A 19,453-nucleotide genomic window follows, 5' to 3' on the forward strand; every position below is an offset into this window, starting at 1 on the left:
GGGGTGCCGGACGGGTCCGGCAAGATGTGCGCACGTGTCGGTTTTGCGGAGCACCGGACTGATCCAGGCACCCGTCGCCACGGTGGGGGCCGCGCTGCGGCACACGCGGACCGCCGAGGTCGGCCTGGCCGACATCGGGATCAGCGGCCACGCCGCCACCCGGCCCGCGGCGCTGCTGGTGCCCGGCGACGAGGTCGTCTTCCAGGCGCGCATCGCCCGCTTCCCGGTCGACCTGACCACCCGGATCGTGCGCGCCGACGCCGACGTGCTCAGCTCGGTGCTGGTGTCCGGCCTGCTGCCGGAACTGCGGCACGAGTCGGTGCTCGCCGCGGCCGGGCCCCGCACCCTGCTGACCGATTCACTGCACTGGACCACCCCCTTCGGGCCGCTGGGGCGGCTGGCCGACGTCGCGATCGGCCGCCGCTTCGTGCTGAACGTGCTGGCGGCCCGGATCGCCGCGGTGCGCGAGCTCGCCGAGTCCTGGGCGAGCCGCTCGATCGTCGTCGGCACCGCAATCGTCCACAAGGGGCGGTTGCTGGCGCAGCAGCGCGCCTACCCGGCACCGGACGCCGGGCGCTGGGAACTGCCCGGCGGCCGCGTGGAACCCGGTGAGGACGAGCCGACCGCGGTCGTCCGGGAGTGCCAGGAAGAACTGGCGGTCGAGGTGCGGCCCACCGGGCGGGTCGGCACCGACGTGCCGCTCAGCAACGGGATGCTGCTGCGCATCCACGCGGCCGAGCTGGTCGACCCGACGGCGGTCCCGGAAGCCGTGGAGCACCGCGCGCTCCGCTGGGTCACCGCGGACGAGCTGACCGGGCTCGACTGGCTGGACGCCGACCGGGTCCTGGTGCACAACCTCCGGGACCTGCTCGCCGACGCCTAGGGCTCCAGCAACTCGAACGAGGTCGGGCGGCGGTGCGGCCACGACGGCACCCTTGCTGGCCGGGAACGTGGTGTTGCCTCTCACAGCGCTCATGGGTCCAGGTTGTCGGCACTGGTCGAGTCCCCGCCAGGTGATCCACTCGAACTGGTGAACGAATAGCCAGGTGAGAAGCGCCTCCACGAGGTCGTGGAGGCACCCTCTCCGCAGCTCAGCGCAGGCCGGTGACGTGGAAGGCGGCCTGGAGCCGGGGCTGGGCCCGCTCGGTCGCCCGCTTCGCGCCGTGCGCCCGGACCCGTTCCAGCTCGGCCGGGTCGTCCAGCAGCTCCAAGGTGCGCTCGCGGAGCGGACGCAGTTCCTCGATCACCGCTTCGGCTGCCGCCTCCTTCAGCTCCGCGTAGGTGCTGGCCGATCCGGCCGCGGTGTACGGGCTGGTACCGGTGCAGGCGGCCAAGACCTCCAGCAGGTTCGCCACCCCCGGCTGCCCGTCCGGGTCGAAGCGGACCTGGTCGAGCCCGTCGGTGACGGCACGCCGGAACTTGCGGCGGATCACGTCGGGCTCGTCGAGCACGAAGACCACGCCGGGGGACTGCGGGTTGGACTTCTCCATCTTGCGGCTCGGATCGGCCAGGTCGCGCACCCGGGCCGCGGTCCGGGGCACCACCGCCTCCGGGACGGCGAACACCTGGCCGTAGCGGGAGTTGAACCGCCGGGCCAGGGTGCGGGCCAGCTCCACGTGCTGGCCCTGGTCGCTGCCGACCGGGACCCGGTCGGCGCCCTGCAGCAGGATGTCCGCGGCCATCAGCACCGGGTAGGTCAGCAGCCCGACCCGCGCGCCGTCCTGCCCGGCGCCCCGCTCCTTGAACTCGACCATCCGGGCGGCCTCGCCGAAGGAGCAGGTGCACTCCAGGACCCAGTTCAGCGCGCCCAGCTCACCGGCCAGGTCGGACTGGACGAACAGCGCGTCCGGATCGATGCCCGCCGCCAGCAGCACCGCGAACTGCTCGCGGGTGAGAGCCCGCAGCCGTTGCGGGCGGTTCGGCGTGGTCATGGCGTGCAGGTCGGACACGAAGAACAGGTCCGAGGGTTCGCGCTCGGTGGCCCACCGCCGCACCGCGCCGAGGTAGTTGCCGAGCTGGACGTGGCCGGAGGGGGTGATGCCGGACAGGCGGGTCATGGTCTCTCCTGTGGTCCATCGCCACCGGGATCGACCTGGCACCGCCCGGCCGCCCGGTCGGGCGGCCGATGTGCTGTGCGTCAGTGCGCAGTTCCGCCGGGCCGCCCGCGGGCGGCCCACCACGTGTTCGACATCGTGCGCACGAACCGATGCTACCGCTTGGTGATCGGCAGCGGTCAAGTCGAAGGGCTACCGTGGAAGCATGTTTGTAGTGCTGATCCAATACACCGCGCCAGAATCGGAAATCGACGCCTATTTGGTAGATCACTATGAATGGGTGACCCAGCATTACGAAGCCGGTGACTTCATCGCGGCCGGCCACCGGCACCCGCGCACCGGGGCGGTGCTCATCGCCCGCGCGATGTCCCGCGGGCGCCTCGACGCGATCCTCGCCACGGACCCGTTCGCCCTGCGCAAGCTGGTTCGCTACGAGGTCATCGAGTTCCAGGCGCTGCGCACCATCCCGGAGCTGGCGAAGTACGCCGACCCGCTGACCCCGGTCGCCCACAGGTAACTGCCAGCAGCGTGCCGCAACCACGGCGGGCGCCGTGGCGAGATCAATCCGCCTTCTTCTTCTTCGCCTCTTTCTTGGCCTTCTTCTGCGCTTTCTTGACCTCTTCCGCCTTTGCCTCGCGGAGCAGGTTGCGCAGCGCGACGATCGGGCAGCTCTTGCACGGGGGTTGCGAGTGGCAACATTTCTTCTTGACCTTGATGGTGCCTTTGCCCACGGTGGATCTTTCCGGCGCTACGACGGGGTCGTGGCACAGGGTAGGTGAACCTAACCTCAGTTGGCGAACATGATGTTGGTGGACAGCCGCGCGGTGTTGCGCTGAGCACGCGGCGGCCGGTGCCGCGGGGCGTTGCACTACGCTGGAACGAGCCGCGCGTCGACGCACGCGCCCCGCCGCTGGTGGGGTGCCGTCCCGGAAGGAGCTCCGCAGCAGCGGCGCAGTGGAGCCGCGGCAGGGCGCCCCGAGGGGCGCCAGGACCAGGAGCCCCGCGCCCGACGAGGTGCGGTGCGGGAGATCCGCACCCCGGCCCGCAGTCGACGAACCCGCCGCCGCCCGCATTCCGCGCCGAGCCATGGAGTACCCGCGTGTCCGCCACCAGCGTCGCCGCCCCCACCCGCAGCGATCTCCGCAACGTCGCGATCGTCGCGCACGTCGACCACGGCAAGACCACCCTGGTGGACGCCATGCTGCGGCAATCCGGCGCCTTCTCCGAACGAGCCGAACTGGTCGACCGGGTCATGGACTCCAACGACCTGGAGCGGGAGAAGGGCATCACCATCCTGGCCAAGAACACCGCGATCCGCCGGGAGTTCGACGACGGTCCGGTGACCATCAACGTGGTCGACACCCCCGGCCACGCCGACTTCGGCGGTGAGGTGGAGCGCGCGCTGTCCATGGTCGACGGCGTGCTGCTGCTGGTCGACGCCAGCGAGGGCCCGCTGCCGCAGACCCGGTTCGTGCTGCGCAAGGCGCTGGCCGCCGGGCTGCCGGTGATCCTGGTGGTGAACAAGGTCGACCGCCCGGACGCCCGCTGCGCCGAGGTCGTGGAGGAGACCCACGACCTGCTGCTGGAGCTGGCCAGCGAGCTCGACGGCGAGGTCGAGCTCGACATGGAGGCGATCCTGGACCTGCCGGTCATCTACGCCTCCGCCCGCGCCGGGCGCGCGTCCGCGGTCCAGCCGGTGGACGGCGAGCTGCCCGCCGAGGAGGACCTGACCGCGCTGTTCGACGTGCTGCTCAAGCACGTCCCCGCGCCGGTCGCCGACATCGAGGCCCCGCTGCGCGCGCTGGTGACCAACCTGGACGCCTCGTCGTTCCTCGGCCGCATCGCACTGTGCCGCATCCACGCCGGGACCCTGCGCAAGGGCCAGACCGTCGGCTGGTGCCGGGCGGACGGCACGGTGGAGAAGGTCCGGCTGACCGAGCTGCTGATCACCGAGAACCTGGACCGGGTGCCGTGCGCGGAGGCCTCCGCGGGCGACCTGGTCGCCATCGCGGGCATCCCGGACATCACCATCGGCGACACGCTGGCCGACCCGGACGCCCCGGAGCCGCTGCCCCGGATCACCGTCGACGACCCGGCCATCTCGATGACCATCGGCGTCAACACCTCGCCGCTGACCGGCCGCAACGGCGGCACCAAGATCACCGCGCGGCAGGTGAAGAACCGGTTGGACGCCGAGCTGATCGGCAACGTCAGCATGAAGGTGCTGCCCACCGAGAAGCCGGACGCCTGGGAGGTGCAGGGCCGCGGTGAGCTGGCGCTGGCGATCCTGGTGGAGACCATGCGCCGGGAGGGCTTCGAGCTCACCGTCGGCAAGCCGCAGGTGGTCACCCGGACCATCGACGGCCAGCTGTGCGAGCCGTTCGAGCGGCTGACCATCGACGCCCCGGAGGAGCACCTCGGCGCGATCACCCAGCTGCTGGCCGGGCGCAAGGGCCGGATGGAGACCATGGACGGCCACGGCACCGGGCGCATCAAGCTGGACTACGTGGTGCCCGCGCGCGGTCTGATCGGCTTCCGCACCGAGTTCCTCACCGAGACCCGCGGCACCGGCATCGCCAACCACGTCTTCGAGGGCTACTTCCCGTGGGTGGGCGAGCTGCGCACCCGGCACACCGGTTCGCTGGTGGCCGACCGGGCGGGCTCGGCGACCACCTACGCGCTGCTGCAGCTGGCCGACCGGGGCAGCTTCTTCGTGGAGCCCGGCAACGAGGTCTACGAGGGCATGGTGGTCGGGGAGAACCCGCGCGCCGAGGACCTCGACGTGAACATCACCAAGGAGAAGAAGCTCACCAACATGCGCTCGTCCACCGCCGACGAGCTGGAGCGGCTGGCCAAGCCGCGCACCCTGGCGCTGGAGGAGGCGCTGGAGTTCTGCTCCGCGGACGAGTGCGTGGAGGTCGGGCCGGAGGCGATCCGGGTCCGCAAGGTGGTCCTCGACAGCACCACCCGCGCCCGCGAGCGCTCCCGGGCCAAGGCGCGCGACAACGCTTCCTGATCGCGAGAGGTAGTCGTGGGCGGCGAACGCGGGTTCGCCGCCCACGGTGCGCCGGTGCCCGGAACGCCGGGTTACCGCTTTTCCGCGCGCAGCCTGGTATTTCACCGTTTCGCGGGCGCGTCGGGCGGGCGGCGAGCACACTGGCCGTCGACCCCGGTGGCGACCGTCTGAGCGGCAGCAGGAACCATGGAGGGCCCTTGTGCGTCTTCCGCACGTGCGAGGTGCCCCGGGCCGCCGGGGTCCGTCCGGGGGAGCAGACGTGAGGGGAGGTTCGGCGTGTCCCAGGGTCGACGCCGCCCACTGGCTGCGGTCTCCCTGCTGGTGACCACCGCGAGCTTGGTGGCTGCCTGCACCAACGCGCCACCACCGCCGCTGGTGTCGGAAACCCCGACGACGCAGCCCCCGACGACCACCGCGCCGTCCACGCAGCCGATGCCGGTGGAGGTCGTGGTCGGGGTCGACGAGCTGGAGGCCGGGTTCAACCCGCACACCCTCGCCGACCTCTCGCCGACCAGTTCGGCGCTGGCCAGCCTGATGCTGCCGTCGGTGCACCGGCCGGGACCGGACGGGCGGCTGCAGCTGGACACCACGCTGATGGAGTCGGCGGAGGTGGTGCCGGCCCAGGAGGAGTTCACCGTCCGCTACCGGATCCGCCGCGAGGCGAACTGGTCCGACGGTGCGCCGATCGCCGCCGAGGACTTCGTCTACCTGTGGCAGCAGCTGCGCTCGCAGCCCGGCGTGTCCGACGCCGCCGGCTACCAGCTGATCGAGGACGTGGCCTCCCGCCAGGGCGGCAAGACGGTCGACGTGACCTTCAGCAAGCCCTTCCCCGGCTGGCAGTCGCTGTTCAACAACCTGCTGCCCGCGCACCTGCTGCGGGACGCGCCCCGTGGCTGGTCCACGGTGCTGGACGACGGCTACCCGGCCTCGGGCGGCCCGTTCGCGATCCGGCAGGTCGACCTGGACCGCGGCGAGATCATCCTGGAGCGCAACGACCGCTACTGGGGCCCGCCCGCCCAGTCCGACCGCATCGTGCTGCGCGCCATCGACAAGGCCCGCCAGGTCGAGGCGCTGCGCAGCGGGGACAGCCACCTGGCGGTGTTCGGCGCGGACACCGGGACCATGCAGGCCCTGCGCGACCTCGGCGACTCCGTGCAGCTGATCAACGTGCCCCGGCCCGCGACGGTGGAGGTGCTGCTGCGCCCGGACAGCCGCGCGCTGGCCGACATCAAGGCGCGGCAGGCCGTGCTCGCGGCGCTCGACCGCCCGGCGCTGATCGAGGTCGGCACCGGCGGCGGCCCCTCGGAGCAGCTGCAGTCGCACGCGCAGGTGCTCGCGCCGTCCGAGCCCGGCTACACGCCGACGGAACCGGCCGGTGCGTTCCCCGCGAAGCCCGACCCGAAGCGGGTCGAGGCGCTGCTGCAGGAGGCCGGGTACCACCGCAGCGGTGGCGCCTGGCTGCGCGACGGGCGGCCGTTGAACCTGGTCATCGCCGCGCCGTTCGAGCACGAGGCCTACATCCGGGTCGCGGAGGAGGCCGCGCGGCAGCTGCGCGAGCAGGGGATCCAGGCGACGGTCGTGACGCCCACCGGGGACCAGCTGTTCGGCGAGATGCTGGCGGCCAACCCGAAGTCCGGTGAGTCCGGCGGGGCGGCCTCGGTGGACATGGCGATCGCGCCGCGGCCCGCCGGTGGCGACCCGGCCGCGAACATGGCCGCGGCGTACGGGTGCCCCGGCATGACCCCGGACGGCGAGCAGCCGTACCCGCACAACGCGGCTGGGTTCTGCGACGAGCTGCTGCAGCCGACCATCGACGCGGCGATGACCGGCCAGGTGCCGTTCGGCGAGGCGTCGTCGATCGTCGAGCCGGTGCTGTGGCGGGCTGCGGTCGCGCTGCCGCTCTACCAGCAGGCGCAGGTCCTGGCGCTGCGCCCGGAGGTGGAGGGCGTCGATCCGGGCCCCGGCCTGTCCGGCCCGTTCTCCAGCGCTGCCCAGTGGCTCGGGACCTACGCCGACAGCGACGGCTACTGATCCGCTCGCGCCCAGCTCGTTGGGCCGTCCGGAGCAATGCGGCTGCCGTCCGCCGAGTGCCGCGGGCCGCAGATTAGGCTGGACCGGTGACGCTGACGGCCCCACCGCGGTTGCTGCTGGTACACGCGCACCCCGATGACGAAAGCCTCTGGACCGGCGGGACGATCGCCCGCTACGCCGCGCGCGGCGTGCAGGTCGTGGTGGTGACCTGCACTCTCGGTGAGGAGGGCGAGGTCATCCCGGAGAGCCTGCGCGGCCTGGCCGCCGACCAGGCGGACCAGCTCGGCGGCTACCGGGTTGGCGAGCTGCGCTCGGCCTGCGCCGCCCTGCACGTGACCGACCACCGGTTCCTCGGTGGCATCGGCCGCTGGCGCGACTCCGGGATGCTCTGGGAGAAGCCGGGGTTGGCCGGGGCGCTGCCGGACGCGCACCCCCGGGCGTTCGCCATCGGCGCAGCCGAGGAGCAGGTCGACGCGCTCGAGGCGGTGCTGCGCGAGGTCAGGCCGCAGGTCGTCGTGTCCTACGCCGCCGATGGCGGGTACGGCCACCCCGACCACATCCGCGCCCATGAGGTGACCGTCGCCGCGGCGGCGAAGGTGCCCGACGTGCAGCGCGTGTTCTACGCCGTGCCCTCGCGTGATGCCCTGCAGGAGGGCCTGGCCGGACTGGCCGAGGTCGAGGACATGCCGTTCCAGCTGCCCGAACCGCACGAGCTGGCCAGCGTCGCCGACGAGTCGATCACCACCGTGGTCGACGTGTCCGAGCACCTGCCCGCCAAGATCAACGCACTGCGGGCGCACGGCACCCAGGTCAAGGTGTGGCTGGACCGGTGGGACAACGGCGACGGCGTCGCGGCGTACGCGCTGTCCAACGGCGTCGCGCAGCCCATCGTGCCCACCGAGCACTACGTGCTGGCCAGCGGTGACCCGGTGGGGTGCGAGGCGGACCTGTTCGGCGGGCTCGGGGTGAGCGGGACCGAACCGGTGGGGGACCGTTGAGCCGGCTGGACCGGGCGGTGTTCGGGTTCCTGCTGGCTGACGCCGTGGTCCTGGCACTGGTCGAGCTGCTCTTCCTGCCGTCCTACCTCGGCACCGTGCAGTTCCCGGTCACCGCTGCGGTCGCGGCGGTGACCACGCCGCTGCTGGTGTCGGAGGCCGCGCGGCTCTCCCCGCGCCGCCGGATCGCCGGGGCGCCGCTGGTGGTCTGGTTCCTGACCGTGCTGGTGTTCGGCGCCCTCGGTCCGGGTGGGGACATGGTCCTGGTCGGCAACGACTGGCGGACCCTGCTGCTCATCGGCGCCGGGGCGCTGCCGAGCGCGATGATGCTCGGGATCGTGCTCGGGAAGCGCGTCCGCACATGATCGGTGTGGCGCAGCGCACGATCGTTCGCGGAGGGCCGATCACCACCTCTGACGTGCGCTTCGAGGCCCGATCGGGGGCCGCAGTGGTTTACGCCGTTTACACCCGCCACGTAGAGTCGGCAGCGCTCCCGAGCTGTGGGACCGGTTACGTGTCCTGGGTGGGTAGGAGAGATACTGTCAGCAGTCGCGGCAGGAGGTTCCTGCGCGCGAGTAGGACAACGCTTCGAGCAGGAGTGCAACCGTGACCTACGTGATCGCCGAGCCCTGCGTGGACGTGCTCGACAAGGCCTGCATCGAGGAGTGCCCTGTCGACTGCATCTACGAGGGCGGGCGGATGCTCTACATCCACCCCGATGAGTGCGTCGACTGCGGTGCCTGCGAGCCGGTCTGCCCGGTGGAGGCCATCTACTACGAGGACGACGTGCCGGACGAGTGGGCCCCCTACACCAAGGCGAACGTGGACTTCTTCGACGAACTCGGCTCGCCGGGCGGTGCGGCGAAGGTGGGCAAGAAGGACTTCGACGTCGAGCCCATCAAGAGCCTTCCCCCGCAGGGCGAATGAGCAGCGCGACCGGCCCGGACACCGCGTCCGGGCCCCGTGGTCCGCAGCTGCCGGACTTCCCGTGGGACTCGCTGGCCCGGCACTCCGCCGCGGCGGGGGCCCACCCGGACGGGATCGTCGACCTGTCCGTGGGCACCCCGGTGGACCCGGTGCCGGAGAACCTCCGGCGGGCGCTGGGGGAGGTCGCCGACAAGCCGGGCTACCCGGCCACGCACGGCACCCCTGAGCTGCGCGAAGCCGCGGTCGCGTCGCTGCGGCGCCGCCACGGGGTCTCCGGGCTGGAGCCCGACGCGGTGCTGCCGACCATCGGCTCCAAGGAGCTGGTCGCCTGGTTGCCGACGCTGCTCGGCGTGCGGCCCGGCGACGTCGTGGCCATCCCCGAGCTGGCCTACCCGACCTACGAGGTCGGCGCGAAGATCGCGGGCGCGGAGGTGGTGCGGCTCGCGCCTGGCGAGCTGCCGCCGCCCGGGACCGCGCTGCTGTGGCTGAACTCCCCGTCCAACCCGACGGGCCGCGTGCTGGACGCCCAGCAGCTGGGCGAGTCGGTGCGGGCCGCGCAGGAACTCGGCGCGGTGGTCGCCTCGGACGAGTGCTACCTGGCGCTGGGCTGGGACACCGAGCCGGTGTCGGTGCTGCACCCCTCGGTGGGCGCGGACCGGCGCGGCGTGCTCGCCGTGCACTCGCTGTCGAAGTCCTCGAACCTGGCCGGGTACCGCGCCGGGTTCGTCACCGGTGACCCGGACCTGGTGCGCCGCCTGCTGGAGCTGCGCAAGCACGCGGGCATGATCGTCCCGCGGCCGGTGCAGGAGGCGATCACCGCGGCGCTCAGCGACGACTCGCACGTGGGCGAGCAGCGCGAGCGGTACGCGGCGCGCCGCGCGGTGCTGCGGCCCGCGCTGGAGGCAGCGGGCTTCCGGATCGAGCACTCGCAGGCGGGCCTGTACCTGTGGGCGACGCGCGGCGAGGACGCGTGGCAGACGGTCGACTGGTTGGCGCAGCGGGGGATCCTCGCGGCACCGGGCACCTTCTACGGCCCGGCGGGTGACCACCACGTCCGGATCGCGCTGACCGCGACGGACGAGCGCATCGCGGCGGCCGCCAAGCGCCTCGGGGAGTGACCGACCGGCCTCAGGTCGCCGCTGCCGCTTCGGCGAGGGCCTCCCACGCGGGCACCCACTGGGCGCGGCGTTCGGCCCGGCGGGTTCGCTCGCGCTCGACGAGTCGGCCCGCCACGAACGCCACCGCCGCGTCCACCCCGTGGCCCAAGCCGCTCAGCAGGGCGCGCACGCGTTCCTCCGCGACGCAGGCGTCCTGGTGCTCGCCGAGTACGTCCTGGAAGTGGCGGGCGGCCCTGATCAGCTGCTGCGCCGGTCGGCCGAGGACGGGCTGCGCGAGTTCCGCGGTGTAGCGGACGCGCTTGCCGCGGATGCGCAGCGCGTGCAGTTGCTGGTCGGCGGGGTCCGCGGGGAGCCGGTCGACGGCCTTCCGGAGCTTGTGGAACTGGCGCAGCACCAGCTCCCGCAGGGCCCGCTCGCTGTCCACATCGGAGGCTGTCGGGGTGGTGCGGACGGCGGTCGCGAGCGCGCGCAGCAGATCCAGGTACCGGTCGCTGTCCAGCGCCGCGAGCATCTCCACCCGGGCCGCGCCGTGCTCGACCTCCAACCCGGAGATCAGCCGGGCGGCGGCGGCCCGTTCGTCGGTCGGCAGGTCGGCGCTCTCCTGGCGCAGGCGCTCGAGCAGGACGTCGAGGTCCCGGACCGGCCCCAGCGCCCGGCCCAGCCAGCCGAGCTCGGCGCGCAGCGGCTCCGACCAGCTCTGGTCCAGGAACGGCCGGGCGGCCTGCAGCATCGCGCGCATCCGCCGGACCGCGACCCGCATCTGGTGCAGCTCTTCGGGATCCGTGCCGAGCCGGGTGCCGGGGTCGTGGGCGGCCAGCGCGCGCAGGCGGTTGTCCAGCCCGGCCCGGACCTGCTCGGCGATGGCGGCCTGCCGGTCGACCACCAGGGGCTCGGCGGGCAGGTCGACGACTGCCGCGAGGTCGCGCTGCTGCCAGTTGCTGGGCATTGCCCATGATAGGAACGCCGACCCCCGGCCCCGCCTCGGCCGAACGGGCGCAACGGGGCCGTGGCGCGCCCAGGAGCGCTCACGGCCCCGGTGCGGTCAGTCGTTGGCGTGCAGGGCGGCGTTGAGCTCGACCTTGCCGCCGGCGCGCTCGGTGACCTCGACGGCGCCGGTGGTGGAGTTGCGGCGGAACAGCAGGTTGTTCGACCCGGACAGCTCCGCGGCCTTGGTGATGGTGCCGTCCGGCAGCACCACCTTCGTGCCCGCCGTGACGTACAGGCCCGCCTCCACGACGCAGTCGTCGCCCAGCGAGATTCCCACGCCGCCGTTGGCGCCGATCAGGCAGCGCTCGCCGACGGAGATGACCTCCTTGCCGCCGCCGGACAGGGTGCCCATGATCGAGGCGCCACCGCCGACGTCGGAACCGTCGGCCACCACGACACCGGCGGAGATCCGGCCCTCGACCATCGACGCGCCGAGAGTGCCCGCGTTGTAGTTCACGAAGCCCTCGTGCATCACGGTCGTGCCGCTGGCCAGGTGCGCGCCCAGCCGGGCCCGGTCGGCGTCGCCGATGCGCACCCCGGACGGGACCACGTAGTCGACCATGCGCGGGAACTTGTCCACGCCGTAGACGGTGACCGCGCCCCGCGCGCGCAGCCGCAGGCGGGTGGCCTCGAAGCCCTCCACCGGGCACGGGCCGTGGTTGGTCCACACGACGTTGGCCAGCAGGCCGAAGACGCCGTCGAGGTTCTGCCCGTGCGGCCGGACCAGGCGGTGCGACAGCAGGTGCAGCCGCAGGTACACGTCGTGCGCGTCCATCGGGGCGTCGGCCAGGCGGCCGATCTCGGTGCGCACCGCGACGACCTCGACCCCGCGGGCCTCGTCGCGCCCGAGCAGCGCGGCACCGGCCTCGCCCAGGGACTCGGCGGCCTCCTCGGCGGACAGCCGCTTCGTGCCGGACTGGCCCGGCTCACCCAGCCGGACGGTCGGGAACCAGGTGTCGAGCACCGTGCCGTCGTCGGTCACGGTGGCCAGGCCCACGCCGTGGGCGCCCGTGGTCTGCGGATCGGGAGACTGTGCACTCATACCGGGAACGGTAATCGGCGCAGGTGGCGGTGGTCCGCACGGGTCAGTCCCCCGCCGCCCGCAGGTGGCAACCGGTGGTGATGGCCAGCACCGTCCGGGCGGCGGTGCTGAACCGGTAGACCGCGCCGTACTCGTCGTTGGCGGTGATCTCGTGGTCGCCGCTGCGGTCCACGATGATCTCCGGCTCGCCGAACCCGTACTCGCGGGTGAGCGCCCGGACGATGTCGACCGCGCGCGGCCAGGACGAGTCCGGCAGGTTGTCGGGCACCTGCCACGACTCCAGCACCCAGGCCTCCGCCTCCGGGACGTCCGGGAACTCGCCGCAACCGGCACGGCTGAGCGGTTCGGACCGCACCCAGGCCAGCGGCCCGAGCTCGTGGTCCAGCCGGTCCCGCAGCCGCTGCTGCAGCTGGTCGTACAGCGCGGTGATCTCCTCGATGCTGGGCCGCAGCTGGAGCAGCTTGCGGGGATCGTCCACGGCTCCTCCCCCTGGGTTGGACTGGCGTGCCGGACGAGATCATGCCCGAGAACGGCTCCGGTCAACCCGCAGTTGTGATCTGCACCGCCGCGGGTCAGCCGATCGAGTTCGCCGCGAGCTGGAGGAGCCCGAAGGCCAGCAGTGGCGCCACGACGACGCCGAGCACGCCGACCGCCACCGAGGTACCGACGGTGCCCGGACGGCGGATGCGCTGCACCAGCACGACCGGGGCCGCCGCGATCAGGCAGAACGCGGCGACCGTCGTGTAGCCCATCGGCGCACAGACCCCCGACCCGTCCGGCTCGCACGGGTTGGCGGCCGCCCGCACCCCGAGGAAGGCGGCGAAAGCGGCTTCCACGGGGGCGAAGAGGGCGGCGAGGACGGCGAAGACCTGCGCGACGAGCCGGGCGCGCGGCTGCTCAGCCACCCTGGACCAGGTGGCAGCCGGTGCGGACCCGCAGCACGGTGTTCACGTTGGTGCCCAGCTGCAGCCAGCCACCGAAGCCGTCCCGGACCTCGACCTTGTGGTTGCCGGGGCGGTCGAGGATCACCTGGCGCTCGACGAAGCCGTACTCGGCGGCGACCTCGTCGACGATCCCCAGCGCGCGGGGCCACTGGTCGTCGGGGATGTTCCCCTCGTACAACCAGCGGTTCAGCGTGTGCTTCTCGGCCTCCGGGGTGTCCGGGAACTCGCTGCACCCGGCCTGCCCCGGGTCGCCGTCGTCGACCCACGGCGTGACCAGGCCGAGTTCCGCGGTGAACCGGTCCCGGATCTTCTGCTGCATCTCCTCGTAGCGCGCGGTGATCTCCTCCATCGAGGGCCGCTGCTGCAGCGTGCTGGTCTGGTCTTGCATGCTTCCCCCGTCGGGAGTGTCGGGCTGGCCCGCGCATCCGGTGATGAGCAGGGCGCTGAGGGCGAGCAGGGCGAGGCGCCTCATGAGAACAGGTCCTTGACCTTGGAACCGGCGTCCTTGACCCCCGACCACGCGTCGTCACCAAAGTCCTTGACGTCCGACCAGGCTTGGCTGCCCCAGTCCTGGGCCGCCGAAACGCCTTCCTGGGCCTGGTGCGGCAGGTAGGAGATCACGTCGCCCACGCCGTCGGTACTGCCCTCGACGGTGTTCTCCGGCAGGCCGGCGACGACCGCCGCCATGTTGTGCTGGCTGGTGGTGTCGGGGTTGAGGTAGTCGCTGTGGCCGGTGACCTCGCTGCCGTGGTCGGACTTCGACGTCGACAGGTCGGTGAAGCCGTCCATGTGCGAGGGGTCGCCGCCGAAGCGGGCGAAGTCCGCCACCGGGTCGTTCTTGGCCTCCAGCAGGTAGGCGTGCCCCTCCGGGACGCCCAGGTCCTCGATGTCGTTGGTGCCCACGCCTGGCGAACCGTAGAGGATCGCGTCGTCCACGCCGTGGTCGCCGCCCTGCAGCGCGTAGCCGGTGGTCGTCGAGCCGTAGGAGTGGCCGATCGCGGTGAGGTGCGGATCGTTGTCCCGGGAGGCGTTGATGCCCTGGTAGAAGTCGTTGAGCTTCGCGCCGCCCTCCTTCGCGGAGTTGGAGCTGGCCACCGAGTCACCGGTGAGGTCGCCGATCTCGTCCTCCTGCGGCGCCTCGTAGCCGATCCAGGTGACGGCGGCGACCTCGCCGCCCTTGCCGCTCTCGGCCAACTGGTCCTGGGACTGGGCGACCAGTTCCTGCATCTTGTCGTCGTAGTTGTCCAGGCTGCCGTCGACCGTGGTCGTGTAGCCGGGGGTGAACACCGAGACGTGGTCGGCCTTGTCCACGTCGCCCACCGCCACCGCGGCCTTGAGGCGCTCCCCGCTGGGGTCGAGCACCAGCAGCTGGCGGGGCGGCTGCTCCTTGCCGATGGTTTCCCGGACCTGGTCTACCGAGGCGATCTTGGCGTTGATCTGGTCGAGCTTCGCCTGCTCGTCCTCGGTGACACCGCCCTGCTGCAGGCTGTCCCGCTCGGCCACCAGGTCCTGGCGGACGTTGTCGATGTTGGCGCGGTTGGCCATGTCGCGGGCGGCGGCGGGGATGCCGTCGCGGCTGCCCAGCCAGGCGGGCGGGGCTTCCATCAGGGCGGCGCGCTGCTCGTCGGACAGCGACTTCCACCACTCGGCGTTGGCCTCGGGGGAGTCGTTGGCGGGCTTGCCCGCGGAGGCGGCCAGTTCCCCGAGGTCGGCGGTGCTCGCCGCGTCGGCCAGCGTGCCGCCCTCGCCAGGCTTGATCTCGTCCTGCTCGGCGGCGGTCAGCGCCTTGGCGAGCTCGGCGTCGGTCTGCTCGGCGTCGTCGAGGATCTTCTCGATGTCGGCCACCAGCTTGTCGCGCACCGCCAGGCGCCGCTGCTTGACCTCTTCGAGCTGGTCCTCGGGCACGTCCTGCGGCGGGGCGACGTCGCGGATGCCGCCCTCGTCGGTGATCTGGAACCCGTTGGCTTCGGCCTCGCGGTCGGCTTCCTCGATCCGCTTCTTGAGCTGCTCGACCTCGTCGGCGGCGGTCGCCACCGCGACCCGCACGGTGGCGACCTCGGCGATCAGCGAGCGCATGCCGTCGACGAGCTTCGCGTGCTCGGCGGCGGAGGCGTCAGCGGCCTCGCCCTTCCAGCCATCGGTCTTCTTGGCGCCGTCCAGCTCGTCCTGCAGCCCGATCAGGTCGTTGCGGCGGCTGCCGAGCTCGGCGTGGGCCGATTCGAGCTCCTCGGGCTTCCAGCGGCGCACATCGGCATAGGACACCATCGCTTACCTCCCACCCGCAGCGTTGATGCCCTGCGCCCCGGACTCGTCGGAGTTTTGGTACTCGTCGGCGCTCGCGGTCAGCGACTCGCCGTGCTTGTCAGCCGCCTTGCTCCAGTCGCCGATGGCCTTCGTCCAGCTCTGCGCGACCTGCTTGGCCGCCTCCGCGGAGCTGCCGCCGGGCATGGCCTCGGCGATGTCCTCGACCGGCGGTCCCAGCTTGACCTGCCCGGCCTGCTCACCTGCCGTCTTCGCGCTTTTCCCGGCCTTGCGCAGCACGTCCGGGTCTGCCGTGAATGTCAACGCCCACCTCCAGCGGCCGAAGCCTAGCGACATGATCACCGGTGGGATGGGCGTTTCGGCGATCTGGTTCCCAGCAGCCCGCGGCATCGCCGCCGGGTAGCCTGCCGGTCGTGACTGCGTCGTTGGATCTCACCGCTGACCCCGTCGAGCTGACCGCCGCGCTGGTGGACATCCCCAGCGTTTCCGGCGGCGAGAAGGCCATCGCGGACGCCGTGGAGCAGGCGCTGCGCGCCCAGGCGCCGCACCTGGAGGTGGAGCGCAACGGCGACGCGGTGCTGGCCCGCACCAACCTCGGCCGGGACTCGCGCGTCGTGCTCGCCGGGCACCTGGACACCGTGCCGATCAACGACAACCTGCCGCTGACCCGCAGCGGCTCGGGCGCGGACGCGGTCCTGCACGGCTGCGGCACGGTGGACATGAAGAGCGGCGACGCGGTGATGCTGCACCTCGCCGCCGGGTTGACCGAACCCCGCCACGACCTGACGTTCGTGTTCTACGACTGCGAGGAGGTCGAGGCCGAGCGCAACGGCCTCAACCGCATCGAGCGCGAGCTGCCGGACTGGCTGGCCGGGGACCTGGCGGTGGTGTGCGAGCCGTCGAACGCGGCGATCGAGGCCGGGTGCCAGGGCACCATGCGCATCGAGGTGCGCACCTCCGGCACCCGCGCGCACACCGCCCGCGCCTGGATGGGGGAGAACGCGATCCACGCCGCGCAGCCGGTGCTGCGGCGGCTGGTCGACTACACGCCGCGCAACCCGGTGATCGACGGCCTGCAGTTCCGCGAGGGCCTGCAGGCGGTGCGGATCTCCGGCGGGGTGGCGGGCAACGTCGTCCCGGACGAGTGCGTGGTGACGATCAACCACCGCTTCGCCCCGGACAAGTCCCTCGCCGAAGCCGAAGCCCACCTGCGCGAGGTCTTCGAGGGCTTCGAGGTCAAGGTGACCGACGGAGCGGCCGGTGCGCTGCCCGGCCTGACCGCCCCGGCGGCGGCGGAGCTCGTCGAGGCCTCCGCCTCGGACCCGGTGGCCAAGCTCGGCTGGACCGACGTGGCCCGCTTCGCGGCCCGCGGCCTCCCGGCGGTGAACTTCGGCCCCGGCTCACCCACCCTCGCCCACACCAAGCAGGAGCACGTGGCCACGGCGGAGATCCGCCACTGCGCCGACGTCCTCACCCGCTTCCTGCGCTGACTCCGACGGGCACCCCTCCTGCCGAGGGGGCCCCCGCAGCGCGGCTCAGGCGATGCCGAGCATCGACTGCTCCGAGCTCTCCGAGCTCTCCGAGCTCTCCGAGCTCTCCGCCTCCGGCTTCGCCTCCGCTGCGCCGGGCTTCGCCTCCGCTGCTCGCTGGCGCGGCAGCTCGGCTTCGCCGTCCTCCGCGCTGACCAGCTCCGCTTCGCGCTGCGCCGCTCGCTCCGCTTCCGCGAGCTCCGCCGCCTCCGGCTCCGCCTCGGCGGGCTGCGCCGCGCCAGCGGTCCCGCGCTTGGCGGCGTCGACGAACTGGAGCAGTTCCACCGGGAACGGCAGGACCAGCGTGGAGTTCTTCTCCGCGGCGACCTCCACCACCGTCTCCAGCAGCCGCAGCTGCAGCGCAGCCGGGGTGTCGGCCATCACGTGGGCGGCGTCGGCGAGGCGGCGGGAGGCCTGGAACTCGCCGTCGGCCGAGATGACCCGGGAGCGGCGTTCGCGCTCGGCCTCGGCCTGGCGGGCGATCGAGCGCTTCATGGACTCCGGCAGCGAGACGTCCTTGATCTCGACCCGGTCGATGTGCACGCCCCAGCCCAGCGCCGGGCTGTCGATCATCAGCTCCAGGCCCTGGTTGAGCCGCTCGCGGTTGGACAGCAGGTCGTCCAGGTCGCTCTTGCCGATGATCGACCGCAACGAGGTCTGCGCGACCTGGCCGACGGCGAACAGGTAGTCCTCGACGTTGACGATGGCGCGCACCGGGTCCTCGACGCGGAAGTACACCACCGCGTCGACCCGCACGGTCACGTTGTCGCGGGTGATGCCTTCCTGGGCGGGCACCGGCATGGTGACGATCTGCAGGTTGACCTTCCGCATCCGGTCCACCACCGGGACGATCGCGGTCAGGCCGGGGCCGCGGGTCAGCTCCTGGACCCGGCCGAAGCGGAAGACCACACCTCGTTCGTACTGCTTGACGACCTTGACGCCGGCCGCGACGTAGAGGACGCCGAGCACGAGGATCACGATGAGCAGTTCGATGAGCATGGCAGGCTCCCGAGCTCGGTTCCGGTCGTGCCCGCGACCCGGCTGCGCCTGCCTGGGGTGCCCGGCCGGGCCGTCGGCACCACTCGATCGTTGCATCGCAAGGGTACGCCCGCCCAAGCCGTCGTGAATCCCCCGTGAACAGGCATTTCGCCGCCTCCCCTGGGGTTGGTGCGGGGCGTCGGCTGCGTAGGCTCGTCCCATGACGATCGAAGGCCAGTGGGGCGAGCTGAACGGTGCCGACCGCCCCCAGGAGAAGCAACGCGGACCGGTGGTGCTGCGGCGGTCCCGGTTGAGCGAACCCACCACCACCGACCAGCGGCTGCTGGACTCCCGCGGCCCGTCGGACTGGGTGCACACCGACCCGTGGCGGGTGCTGCGCATCCAGGCCGAGTTCGTGGAGGGCTTCGGCGCGCTGGCCGAGGTGCCGCGGGCGGTCACCGTCTTCGGCTCGGCGCGCACGCCGCGCGAGCACCCGGAGTACGCGGCCGGTGTTGAGCTCGGCGCTGCGCTCGCCAAGGCTGGCTGCGCGGTGATCACCGGCGGGGGCCCGGGCGCGATGGAAGCGGTCAACCGGGGCGCCTCCGAGGCGGGCGGGTTGTCCATCGGGCTCGGCATCGAGCTGCCCTTCGAGCAGGGGCTGAACCCGTGGGTGGACCTCGGGGTGAACTTCCGCTACTTCTTCGTCCGCAAGACGATGTTCATCAAGTACGCCCAGGCGTTCGTCTGCCTGCCCGGCGGGTTCGGCACCATGGACGAGCTGTTCGAGTCGCTGACCCTGGTGCAGACCAAGAAGGTCACCAAGTTCCCGGTGGTGCTGTTCGGCAAGTCCTACTGGCAGGGCTTGTACGACTGGATCCGGGACAGCATGCGGGGATCCGGCAAGATCGGCGACAAGGATCTCGCGCTGCTGCACCTCACCGACGACGTCGAGGACGCCGTCGGGATCGTGCAGGAGGCGTACGTCGCATGGGAGGCCACGCATTGACCAGTTCCGCACCCGCCGACGTCTCGGTCTGCGTCTACTGCGCGTCCGGGCCGGTCGACCAGCAGCACCTCGACCTGGCCGCCGAAGTCGGGCGCAAGATCGCCAAGCGCGGCTGGACGCTGGTCTCCGGCGGCGGCCGGGTCTCGATGATGGGCGAGGTGGCCCGGGCCGCCCGCGCTGACGGCGGCCGCACCGTCGGGGTCATCCCGCACGCGCTGGTGGAGCGGGAGATCGCCGACACCGAGGCGGACGAGCTGCTGGTCGTGGACAACATGCGCGACCGCAAGGGGCTGATGGACGCGCACGCCACCGCGTTCCTGGCGCTGCCCGGCGGCATCGGCACCTGCGAGGAGCTGTTCGAGGTCTGGACGGCCCGCTACATCGGGATGCACCAGAAGCCGATCGTGCTGCTCGACCCGGACGGCCACTACAAGGGCCTGCTGGAGTGGTTGCAGGGGTTGGTGGACAGCGGGTTCGCCAAGCAGCACTCGCTGGACGTGCTCAACGTGGTGACCGACGTCGACGCGGCGCTCGACGCCTGCGCCCCGTGAGCCTCCCGCCCGA

20 protein-coding genes and 1 pseudogene are annotated in these 19,453 nt (G+C 72.2%); 11 read left to right on the forward strand and 10 right to left on the reverse strand.

What is annotated here, in order from left to right; translation table 11 throughout:
• Positions 1-34: 34 nt before the first annotated feature.
• Positions 35-883 carry an NUDIX domain-containing protein gene (locus tag ABT324_RS06115; RefSeq protein WP_351172440.1) on the forward strand — a complete coding sequence of 283 codons (849 nt, stop codon included), beginning with the start codon at positions 35-37 and terminating at the stop codon, positions 881-883.
• A gap of 208 nt (positions 884-1,091) precedes the next feature.
• Here the strand turns inward: ABT324_RS06115 and trpS are convergent, their stop codons facing one another.
• Complete coding sequence (trpS, locus tag ABT324_RS06120) at positions 1,092-2,057, reverse strand: tryptophan--tRNA ligase (protein ID WP_351172443.1); 966 nt, start codon at positions 2,055-2,057, stop codon at positions 1,092-1,094.
• A gap of 202 nt (positions 2,058-2,259) precedes the next feature.
• Here trpS and ABT324_RS06125 point away from each other — a divergent pair, with 202 nt between their 5' ends.
• Positions 2,260-2,571, forward strand: a complete 312-nt coding sequence (locus ABT324_RS06125) for a YciI family protein (protein ID WP_351172446.1) — start codon at positions 2,260-2,262, stop codon at positions 2,569-2,571.
• A gap of 43 nt (positions 2,572-2,614) precedes the next feature.
• Here the strand turns inward: ABT324_RS06125 and ABT324_RS06130 are convergent, their stop codons facing one another.
• Complete coding sequence (locus ABT324_RS06130; protein WP_351172449.1) at positions 2,615-2,785, reverse strand: hypothetical protein; 171 nt, start codon at positions 2,783-2,785, stop codon at positions 2,615-2,617.
• 368 nt (positions 2,786-3,153) lie between these two features.
• On the opposite strand from ABT324_RS06130, the gene typA reads away from it, so the two are divergent.
• From typA to dapC, 6 genes are all read left to right on the forward strand, one after another.
• Complete coding sequence (gene typA, locus ABT324_RS06135) at positions 3,154-5,070, forward strand: translational GTPase TypA (protein ID WP_351172452.1); 1,917 nt, start codon at positions 3,154-3,156, stop codon at positions 5,068-5,070.
• A 276-nt stretch (positions 5,071-5,346) separates the two neighbouring features.
• Positions 5,347-7,101 (forward strand): ABC transporter family substrate-binding protein, encoded by a 1,755-nt coding sequence (locus ABT324_RS06140; protein ID WP_351172455.1) that lies wholly within the window; start codon positions 5,347-5,349, stop codon positions 7,099-7,101.
• A gap of 86 nt (positions 7,102-7,187) precedes the next feature.
• On the forward strand, positions 7,188-8,099 hold the full coding sequence (gene mshB, locus ABT324_RS06145; RefSeq protein ID WP_351172457.1) for an N-acetyl-1-D-myo-inositol-2-amino-2-deoxy-alpha-D-glucopyranoside deacetylase: 912 nt from the start codon (positions 7,188-7,190) through the stop codon (positions 8,097-8,099).
• A complete protein-coding gene (locus ABT324_RS06150) occupies positions 8,096-8,461 on the forward strand; it encodes a hypothetical protein (protein ID WP_351172460.1) in 366 nt (121 codons plus the stop codon). The genes mshB and ABT324_RS06150 overlap by 4 nt, the downstream gene beginning before the upstream one ends.
• Before the next feature lie 241 nt (positions 8,462-8,702).
• Positions 8,703-9,023 carry a ferredoxin gene (gene fdxA, locus ABT324_RS06155; protein WP_351172463.1) on the forward strand — a complete coding sequence of 107 codons (321 nt, stop codon included), beginning with the start codon at positions 8,703-8,705 and terminating at the stop codon, positions 9,021-9,023.
• Positions 9,020-10,141 (forward strand): succinyldiaminopimelate transaminase, encoded by a 1,122-nt coding sequence (gene dapC, locus ABT324_RS06160; RefSeq protein ID WP_351172466.1) that lies wholly within the window; start codon positions 9,020-9,022, stop codon positions 10,139-10,141. Before fdxA ends, dapC begins: the two co-directional genes overlap by 4 nt.
• Positions 10,142-10,151: 10 nt before the next feature.
• Here the strand turns inward: dapC and ABT324_RS06165 are convergent, their stop codons facing one another.
• The 7 genes and pseudogenes from ABT324_RS06165 to ABT324_RS06195 all read right to left on the reverse strand — a co-directional run bounded on the left by ABT324_RS06165 (position 10,152) and on the right by ABT324_RS06195 (position 15,679).
• Positions 10,152-11,087, reverse strand: coding sequence for a CHAD domain-containing protein (locus tag ABT324_RS06165; protein ID WP_351172469.1), 936 nt, complete (start codon positions 11,085-11,087; stop codon positions 10,152-10,154).
• A gap of 96 nt (positions 11,088-11,183) precedes the next feature.
• Positions 11,184-12,170, reverse strand: a complete 987-nt coding sequence (gene dapD, locus ABT324_RS06170) for a 2,3,4,5-tetrahydropyridine-2,6-dicarboxylate N-succinyltransferase (RefSeq protein WP_351172472.1) — start codon at positions 12,168-12,170, stop codon at positions 11,184-11,186.
• A gap of 43 nt (positions 12,171-12,213) precedes the next feature.
• Positions 12,214-12,660 (reverse strand): annotated as a pseudogene (locus ABT324_RS06175) (LppA family lipoprotein); the annotation flags it as partial.
• Positions 12,661-12,742: 82 nt separating this feature from the next.
• Entirely contained in the window at positions 12,743-13,075 is a 333-nt protein-coding gene (locus ABT324_RS06180) for a hypothetical protein (RefSeq protein WP_351172475.1), read from the reverse strand.
• Positions 13,068-13,586 (reverse strand): LppA family lipoprotein, encoded by a 519-nt coding sequence (locus ABT324_RS06185; RefSeq protein ID WP_351172478.1) that lies wholly within the window; start codon positions 13,584-13,586, stop codon positions 13,068-13,070. The genes ABT324_RS06180 and ABT324_RS06185 overlap by 8 nt, the downstream gene beginning before the upstream one ends.
• Complete coding sequence (locus tag ABT324_RS06190; RefSeq protein WP_351172481.1) at positions 13,583-15,379, reverse strand: alpha/beta hydrolase; 1,797 nt, start codon at positions 15,377-15,379, stop codon at positions 13,583-13,585. Before ABT324_RS06190 ends, ABT324_RS06185 begins: the two co-directional genes overlap by 4 nt.
• A gap of 3 nt (positions 15,380-15,382) precedes the next feature.
• Positions 15,383-15,679 carry a hypothetical protein gene (locus tag ABT324_RS06195; protein WP_351172484.1) on the reverse strand — a complete coding sequence of 99 codons (297 nt, stop codon included), beginning with the start codon at positions 15,677-15,679 and terminating at the stop codon, positions 15,383-15,385.
• Positions 15,680-15,789: 110 nt separating this feature from the next.
• Here ABT324_RS06195 and dapE point away from each other — a divergent pair, with 110 nt between their 5' ends.
• Positions 15,790-16,866, forward strand: coding sequence for a succinyl-diaminopimelate desuccinylase (gene dapE / locus ABT324_RS06200; RefSeq protein WP_351172487.1), 1,077 nt, complete (start codon positions 15,790-15,792; stop codon positions 16,864-16,866).
• Positions 16,867-16,911: 45 nt separating this feature from the next.
• Here the strand turns inward: dapE and ABT324_RS06205 are convergent, their stop codons facing one another.
• Positions 16,912-17,904, reverse strand: a complete 993-nt coding sequence (locus ABT324_RS06205; protein ID WP_351172490.1) for a slipin family protein — start codon at positions 17,902-17,904, stop codon at positions 16,912-16,914.
• 199 nt (positions 17,905-18,103) lie between these two features.
• On the opposite strand from ABT324_RS06205, the gene ABT324_RS06210 reads away from it, so the two are divergent.
• Complete coding sequence (locus ABT324_RS06210; protein ID WP_351172493.1) at positions 18,104-18,889, forward strand: LOG family protein; 786 nt, start codon at positions 18,104-18,106, stop codon at positions 18,887-18,889.
• Positions 18,886-19,440, forward strand: a complete 555-nt coding sequence (locus tag ABT324_RS06215; protein ID WP_351172496.1) for an LOG family protein — start codon at positions 18,886-18,888, stop codon at positions 19,438-19,440. The genes ABT324_RS06210 and ABT324_RS06215 overlap by 4 nt, the downstream gene beginning before the upstream one ends.
• Positions 19,441-19,453: the final 13 nt, after the last annotated feature.

The sequence above is a fragment of the Saccharopolyspora sp. NPDC000359 genome (assembly GCF_040300525.1).
Lineage (GTDB): Bacteria > Actinomycetota > Actinomycetes > Mycobacteriales > Pseudonocardiaceae > Saccharopolyspora.